Below are 6,876 nucleotides of genomic sequence, written 5' to 3'. Positions count from 1 at the left end.
GTCGTCCATCGTGTCCACGCTCAGCGCCCCGACGGTGTCCCCGATCACCTACGAGCACGTGTCGGCGCTGGTCGACGACGTGATCGTGGTCTCAGACGCCGAGGCGGTCCAGGGCGTGCTGGACCTGGCCGAGCACGCGAAGGTCTGGGCCGAGCCCGCCGAGGGATGCCTGCTCCCCGCCGCCCGCCACGTGCTGGAACGGGTCGGTGGGAACGCCGAACTCGGTCTGATGGTCTGCGGCGGAAACGCCACTCCAGCGGACGTGACCGCGTGGGCCCAGCGCTTCGGGTTGTGAACCCGCAGCAGGAATACTCGGTCGGGATCGCCACTTGATCTCGCGTAATACGGCCGAGTGAACACTGAGGAGCGCTGATGTCGACCGAGACCACCCCGCAGGGCACCGTTGCGGAGGGCTTCGAGTCCGTGCGGGAGGAGTTCGCCGCTGTCGCAGCGGCCGGGGGCGCGGACTACGCCGCACAGCTGGTCGCCCACGTCGACGGGCAGCGCGTGGTGGACCTCTGGGTCGGTCCGGACTTCACCAGCTCCTCGTTGACCGGGGTGTTCTCCTCGACCAAGGGCGCCGCGCACCTGGTGGTGGCGCTGCTGGTGCAGGACGGCGTGCTCGAGCTGGACCAGAAGGTCAGCCACTACTGGCCGGAGTTCGGCGTCGCGGGCAAGCAGGACATCACGCTGCGCGAGCTGCTCGCGCACCGTTCCGGTGTGATCGGCGCGGACACCGGGTTCTCGCTGGACGAGCTGGCCGACGACCGCGTCATCGCCGCGCGGCTCGCCGCCCAGCGCCCGTACTGGCGGCCCGGCACCGCGTTCGGCTACCAGGCGCTCGTCATCGGGGCGCTGACCGGTGAGGTCGTCCGCCGCGCCACCGGCCGAACCTTGCAAGAGATCTTCGAAGCCCGCGTCCGAGCGCCCTACGACCTGGACTTCTACCTCGGTCTGCCCGAGGAGCAGGAGGACCGGTTCCGCACCACGCTGCCGATGCTGCCGACTCCGGAGCAGCAGGCGCAGCTGGAGGCCGGTGCGAGCGGTCCGGACAGCCTGACCGGCGTCGCTTACAACCAGAACCACCCGGAGGCGGTCGAGCTCTGGGAACTGCCCAACAACCGCGTCGTGCGCGCCAAGGGTCCGGCTTCGGTCGGTGGTGTCGCTTCGGCCCGCGGCCTGGCGGGGATGTACGCGGCGGCCATCAGCGAGGTCGACGGCCGCGCCCCGCTGCTCAAGCCCGATACGGCGGCGGAGTTCGCCCAGGTGCACTCGATCGGCTATGACGTCGTTGCCCGTGCGCACAAGGCGTTCGGGCTCGGTTTCGTCGCGCTCGGCGACACCTATCCGGTGCTGGGGCAGGGCGCGTTCGGGCACAGCGGCGCCGCCGGCTCGCAGGCCTTCGCCGACCCGCGCAGCGGTCTCGCCTACGGCTACAACCGCCGCCGCTTCGCGTTCCCGGGTGGTGCTGCTCCGGAGAACGCGCGCCTGATCCGTGCCGTGCACGCGGCAGCGGTTGCCTGAGCTCAGTTCTCGGGTGCGCTGCGGTAGATCTCGTCGTAGCGGGAAGCCTTGGCGGCGCGCTGCTCCGCTTTGGCTTCGTCCCGCGTGGCCTTGCCCGCGCCGAGCGGATATCCGTGCTTGTAGAGCCGGTACTCGGTGGTGTGCTCCATGTAGGACATCGAGTACCAGACGGCGAGGATGACACCGCCGAGCACCGACATCGCGCGGATCCACAGGGGTCCCGGCAGCAGCAGGAACAGCAGGCCGGGGGAGATCTGCACGAAGGTGCGGCTGACGTGCCGCAGGACCCAGGTGCGGCAGGTGATGTCGTGCAGCACCCATTCGCGGTACCGCTCGGGGAGACGACCGCCGTAGGCGTACCAGATCCACTGCAGCGGGTTGGGGCGCGGTGGTTTGGTGCCGGTCACAGCATCCTCACCTTTCTCTCCGGTGCGTGGAACGCCGAGCACATTGCTTAGTACACTAATTATTAGCGCATGACGGATCGTGGCGGAAGGTGGGTGCGGATGAAGCAGATCGACTTGGGGGAGGACCCGCTGGCCCTGGACCGGCAGGTGTGCTTCGCGCTGTCGGTGGCCTCGCGCAACGTCATCGCGCTCTACCGGCAGCTGCTGGCTCCGATGGGTCTGACGCACCCGCAGTACTTGGTGATGCTCGCGTTGTGGGAGCGCTCGCCGCGGTCGGTGAAGGACCTGTGCGAGGCGTTGCACGCCGAGGCGGCGACGCTGTCCCCGCTGCTCAAGCGGCTGGAGGCGATCGGTTACGTGGTGCGCCAGCGCAGTCGCAGCGACGAGCGCCAACTCGCGGTGGGTTTGACCGGGAAGGGGCGGGAGCTGCGCTCGGAGGCGGAGAAGATCCCTTACCGGGTGGTCGAGCTGCTGGGCATGGACCTGGCCGATCTGGAGCGGCTGAACACCGCGCTGGGCCAGGTCATCTCGGCGACGAAGAAGGCCCTGGACGGGCCGATCGGTGGGGCTACGACCAGCTGATGGTGTCGGTCCCGCGGATGTCCGCTTCCGGGGTGCTGGGCGCTTCCTGCGTGCCGTAGAGCCGGGCGATGTGCGCGTCGATCAGCTCGTCGAGCTCGGCCAGGCGCGCGCGCAGCGCCTCGGCGCCCTGGCGGGACGCGCCCGGCAGCTGCGCTGCCAGGTGGCCGTACTCGGCGAGCACGCTGGGCAGGTCGTCGCCGACCTGCTGCCTGGGGATTTCTTCCATTCTCCGATGGTGCGGGCAGCGAGCGGATTAGTCGATTCGATCAGTGACCCGGTGGGGCGGATAGGGTCGACGGGTGCGGATCTCGCGGATTGGGGTGTTCTGATGACTGACGTGGCAGCTGTGGAGCGGGCCAGGGCGCTGCTGGCTGAGAACCCGGTGCTCGACGGGCACAACGACCTGCCTTGGGCGCTGCGCGAGAAGGTCGGCTACGACCTGGAGCGCTGCGACATCGCCCGCGACCAGTCGGGGCAGCTGCACACCGATCTGGCCAGGCTGCGCGCCGGTGGGGTCGGGGGCCAGTTCTGGTCGGTCTACGTCAAGTCGCAGTTCCAGGGGGACATGGCTGTCAGCGCCACCCTCGAGCAGATCGACTGCGTGCACAGCCTGATCGCCCGCTACCCGGACGAGCTGCAGCTGGCCCGCACCGCCGACGAGGCGGAGGCGGCCAGGGCGGCCGGCAAGATCGCCTCGCTGCTGGGTGCCGAGGGCGGCCATTCGATCAACTGCTCGCTGGCGACCCTGCGCGCCCTGTACGAGCTGGGCGTCCGGTACATGACGCTGACCCACAACGACAACATCCCGTGGGCCGACTCGGCGACCGACGAGCCCGCGGCGAACGGCCTGACGGCCTTCGGCGTCGAGGTGGTGCGCGAGATGAACCGGATGGGCATGCTGGTGGACCTCTCGCACGTCGCCCCGAGCACGATGCGCGACGCACTGCGCGCCACCCGAGCCCCGGTGATCTTCTCGCACTCCTCGTCGCGCGCCGTGTGCGATCACCCCCGCAACATCCCGGATGACGTGCTGGCCGCGCTGCCGTCCAACGGTGGGGTGGCGATGGCGACCTTCGTGCCGAAGTTCGTCCTGCCGGAGGCGGTCGAGTGGTCGAAGGCGGCCGAGGCGGCGCTCCGCGAGCGGGGCTTCGACGCCCTGGCCACGTCGCCGGAGGCGAAGGCGGTTCTGGAGGCCTACGAGGAGGCCAACCCGAGGCCGACCGCCACGGTGGCAACGGTGGCGAACCACTTGGACCACATGCGCGAGGTCGCGGGCGTGGACCACATCGGCATCGGCGGTGACTTCGACGGCGTGGCCTTCACCCCGGATGGTCTGGAGGACGTCGCGAGCTACCCGAACTTGATCGCCGAGCTCCTGGACCGAGGCTGGTCGGAGGCGGACTTGGCGAAGCTGACCTGGCGCAACGCGGTCCGGGTGCTGCGGGACGCGGAGTCGGTGGCGGCGAACTTGCAGCGCACCGAAACCCCGTCGATCGCCACGATCGAACAGCTGGACGCCCCTGCCAGGTGATGGCCTGGTCGATCGGGTGGGACATGTGTTGACCACGTGTCCCACCGGTCGATACGTTCGACGAGTCGGAAATGTCCGCCCGAGACCGAGGTGTGCCGGTGATGAGGCGTTTCGACCGCCTGGAGCGGATCCTCGCGCTCGACGCGGACCGCGATTGCGAGGAGATCTACCGGCTGCTGGCGGAGTACGAGTTCCCCTGGGACATCACCAAGGCCCTGGAGTTCGCGCTGTTCCGAACTTATGCGGTCCCGAGCATCGGCCGGCTGCTGGACAGGACCGGTGAGTTCACCAGGTGCCCGCAGAAGCGCTACGACGACACTTTGATGGTCCTCTACGAGATCTTCCACTGGGGCACCGGGAGTGAGCGGGGCCGGGAGTCGCTGACCCAGCTCAACGCCATCCACGGCCGGTACCGGATCAGCAACGAGGACTACCTCTACACGTTGTCGACGTTCGTGGTGACCCCGGTCCGCTGGATCGAGCGCTTCGGCTGGCGACGCCTCCACCCGCACGAGGTGAAGGCCCTGACCAACACCATGCGCCGCATGGGCGAGGGGATGGAGATCGCCGAAATCCCGGAGACCTACGAGGAGTTCGAGCGCCTCTTCGACGACTACGAGCGCGACAACTTCGGTTTCGACGAGGGCGGCCGCCGGGTGGCGGATGCCACGCTGAACCTGTTCGGCAGCTGGTACCCGTCGATGCTGTCCCCGGCGGTGGCCCGCGCGGCCCGGTTCCTGATGGATCCGCACCTGCTGACGGCTTTCGGATACCCGCAGGTCTCCCACGCGGGCCGCAGGGCCGCAGAACTCGGCCTCAAACTGCGCGCTCAACTGATCAGGGTGGGTCCCGCGCGGCCGGATTCCAGGCCGGTCAAGCCTGATCCGCTGACGTATCCGAACGGCTACCAGATCTCCGAGCTCGGGCCGGATTCCTTCCACCGGTCGCAGACCCGACGCCAGGTGGGGAGTTGCCCCGTCGCCACTTGAGCGCTGGGAGCTTCTGCTTCCACTGTTGAGTTTTCAAGGTGCTCGAGGTTCTTGGCTCACGGCTGGGTGCGGGTACGGCGGAGCGCCCCACCGTTGCGGATGGGTGTCAAAGGGTGTCCTCCATCGGTCTCCGTGGCTCGGGGATGAGTCGTTGGAGGGTGCGTTGGTGTGCGGCGGGTTGTGCTTTCCCGCCGGGGCGGTGTGTTCGCGCAGGGTCGATGCTTCGAGGTGGCGCGAACACCGGTCGTCCGTGGCGGATTGCGATGTGCCAGTCCTGGCGGTGAACGGTCCGGTGGTGATGCGCGCAGAGCATCACCATGTTGTCGACGCGGGTGGGCCCGCCGTCGATCCAGTGGGTGATGTGGTGCGCTTGCGGTGTCCCTGGCGGGTGGTCGCAGCCGGGGAACGCGCACGCGCCGTCGCGCGCGAGCAACGCGGCACGAATGTGAGCAGGAGCGGTGCGCTGGGAGGCACCGACGTCCAGCGGGAGGCTGTCGCCGCCTAGAACGAGCGGAAGGACTTCGCTGTCGCAGGCGATGCGGCGAATGCTCTGCGGACTCAGGTACTGACCGGTGTCGTCCAGCATCCCCGCGGCACCAGCGGGTGCTGAACCGTTGTTCGCGCTGGCCTGGAGGTCCTGCTTGAGGGCCTGGTAGTCGATGGTGACCGTCAGGTGCGGGCGCTGCCCACCGGCGCGAGGCATGCCGTCGCACTCCAGAACGAGATCGAGCAGGGCGGCCAGACCATCGGCGTTGCGCTGCCCGACGGTGCGCGGATCCTTCACCCCGTCCACGGTCTCGGGACGAGGCCCGGAGAAGGGCTGGATGGCGGCGACGAACTTCGCGCCGGTCTCCCGGTCCAGGAGGGCCTTGATCGCCAGCATCCCATCCCGCGTGGTCGTGTAGTGCAACTCCCGAGCCGCGTGCTGCTCTTCTTCGTCGCGCCCGGCCCCGTCACGGTCGAGGGAGTAGCGGATGCGGTCGGCGAGTTTGGCCAATTCACGCGGGCATTCACGGAATGCGTGCTCGACAAGCAGTTCTTCGACCTCACCGGCGCGGTGACGCGCGTGGTCGGGGAGCTTGTTCAGGCACCGCGAGATGACCTTGGCATGCTCCACCCCGATGGCTCCATCGGCCAACGCCCCAGCGGTGACCGGCAGTTCCACCGCAGCGTCGACGCTGTCGGCGGTGGAGGAGTCGGAGCGAGCCGTGGTAGCGGCGGCAAGACGAACTCGTGCTGTGGCGTCATGGCCATCGATGTTGAGCAAATCCTTCAACCACGCCTGCGCAGAGCGCGCCCCACGAGCGACGTGCAAACGACGACGGTCGGCTTCAGCGATCAACCGCAACTGCTCCATCCACCCCCGCCGAATCTCCTGCTCCACCTCACTGATCAGCGAGGCCAGCTCAGCATCGGAATAGGACGCAGCTGGACGCACCCACGCCCGAACACCACCAGAAGCGGAACCAACCCGCGCAGGCGAAGCCGAGGACGCAACCCCACCCGCAACGGAGGGAGCTACGTCCACAGTGGATGCAACCATCGATCTCATGCCTCAAGTATCCCAACAATCAAACAAGTTTTCGAGCAAATAACGGTCCCCCAATCCAGTGATCATCAGCGAAACGAGTTCACAAAATCCCAACACCACAATCACTTTCACGTCCTCCAGCCAAAACCCCACCCACAACACGCCGCCAGGCGACACCCACCAACACCCAACCCCCGACGCCACCTCCCCACAGAACGTTCAGCCACCCCGGAGGTCCATCCCACACCAGGTCATCCCCGTGACATAAAGCCAAAACGGGGCTGTGACCCGGATGTCAAGCCTGAAACCCCG

General features: G+C 68.0%; 8 protein-coding genes. 5 read left to right on the top strand and 3 right to left on the bottom strand.

The genetic code is table 11. The annotated features are described in order from the left end of the window. Window positions 1-295 (top strand): pyridoxal-phosphate dependent enzyme (locus tag ABTZ89_RS33175; protein ID WP_351052242.1); only part of this gene is annotated, 295 nt, incomplete at its 5' end. A gap of 77 nt (window positions 296-372) precedes the next feature. After that, the gene (locus ABTZ89_RS33170; RefSeq protein WP_351052239.1) at window positions 373-1,524 is read left to right on the top strand and encodes a serine hydrolase domain-containing protein; all 1,152 of its coding nucleotides are present in this window, start codon (window positions 373-375) and stop codon (window positions 1,522-1,524) included. 2 nt (window positions 1,525-1,526) lie between these two features. On the opposite strand, the gene ABTZ89_RS33165 is transcribed toward ABTZ89_RS33170, so the two are convergent. Then, window positions 1,527-1,931: a DUF5313 family protein gene (locus ABTZ89_RS33165; protein WP_351052237.1), complete on the bottom strand. Its 405-nt coding sequence runs from the start codon at window positions 1,929-1,931 to the stop codon at window positions 1,527-1,529. A 99-nt stretch (window positions 1,932-2,030) separates the two neighbouring features. Between ABTZ89_RS33165 and ABTZ89_RS33160 the strand changes: the two genes are divergently transcribed. After that, on the top strand, window positions 2,031-2,513 hold the full coding sequence (locus tag ABTZ89_RS33160; protein WP_351052234.1) for a MarR family winged helix-turn-helix transcriptional regulator: 483 nt from the start codon (window positions 2,031-2,033) through the stop codon (window positions 2,511-2,513). Here ABTZ89_RS33160 and ABTZ89_RS33155 read toward each other — a convergent pair. Next, entirely contained in the window at window positions 2,500-2,739 is a 240-nt protein-coding gene (locus tag ABTZ89_RS33155; RefSeq protein WP_270949966.1) for a hypothetical protein, read from the bottom strand. The two genes, ABTZ89_RS33160 and ABTZ89_RS33155, sit on opposite strands and share 14 nt — an antisense overlap. Before the next feature lie 102 nt (window positions 2,740-2,841). Between ABTZ89_RS33155 and ABTZ89_RS33150 the strand changes: the two genes are divergently transcribed. Both ABTZ89_RS33150 and ABTZ89_RS33145 read left to right on the top strand, forming a co-directional pair. Beyond that, window positions 2,842-4,044: a dipeptidase gene (locus tag ABTZ89_RS33150; RefSeq protein WP_351052231.1), complete on the top strand. Its 1,203-nt coding sequence runs from the start codon at window positions 2,842-2,844 to the stop codon at window positions 4,042-4,044. Between the two features lie 101 nt (window positions 4,045-4,145). Continuing rightward, on the top strand, window positions 4,146-5,033 hold the full coding sequence (locus tag ABTZ89_RS33145; RefSeq protein ID WP_270949964.1) for an oxygenase MpaB family protein: 888 nt from the start codon (window positions 4,146-4,148) through the stop codon (window positions 5,031-5,033). A 106-nt stretch (window positions 5,034-5,139) separates the two neighbouring features. Here ABTZ89_RS33145 and ABTZ89_RS33140 read toward each other — a convergent pair whose 3' ends face one another. Next, window positions 5,140-6,417, bottom strand: a complete 1,278-nt coding sequence (locus ABTZ89_RS33140; RefSeq protein ID WP_351052228.1) for an HNH endonuclease signature motif containing protein — start codon at window positions 6,415-6,417, stop codon at window positions 5,140-5,142. Window positions 6,418-6,876: the final 459 nt, after the last annotated feature.

This window comes from Saccharopolyspora sp. NPDC002686 (assembly GCF_040295745.1).
GTDB lineage: Bacteria > Actinomycetota > Actinomycetes > Mycobacteriales > Pseudonocardiaceae > Saccharopolyspora > Saccharopolyspora oryzae.
The sequence above is the reverse complement of the archived record's forward strand: the minus strand, read 5'-3'. Positions and strand labels throughout refer to the sequence as shown.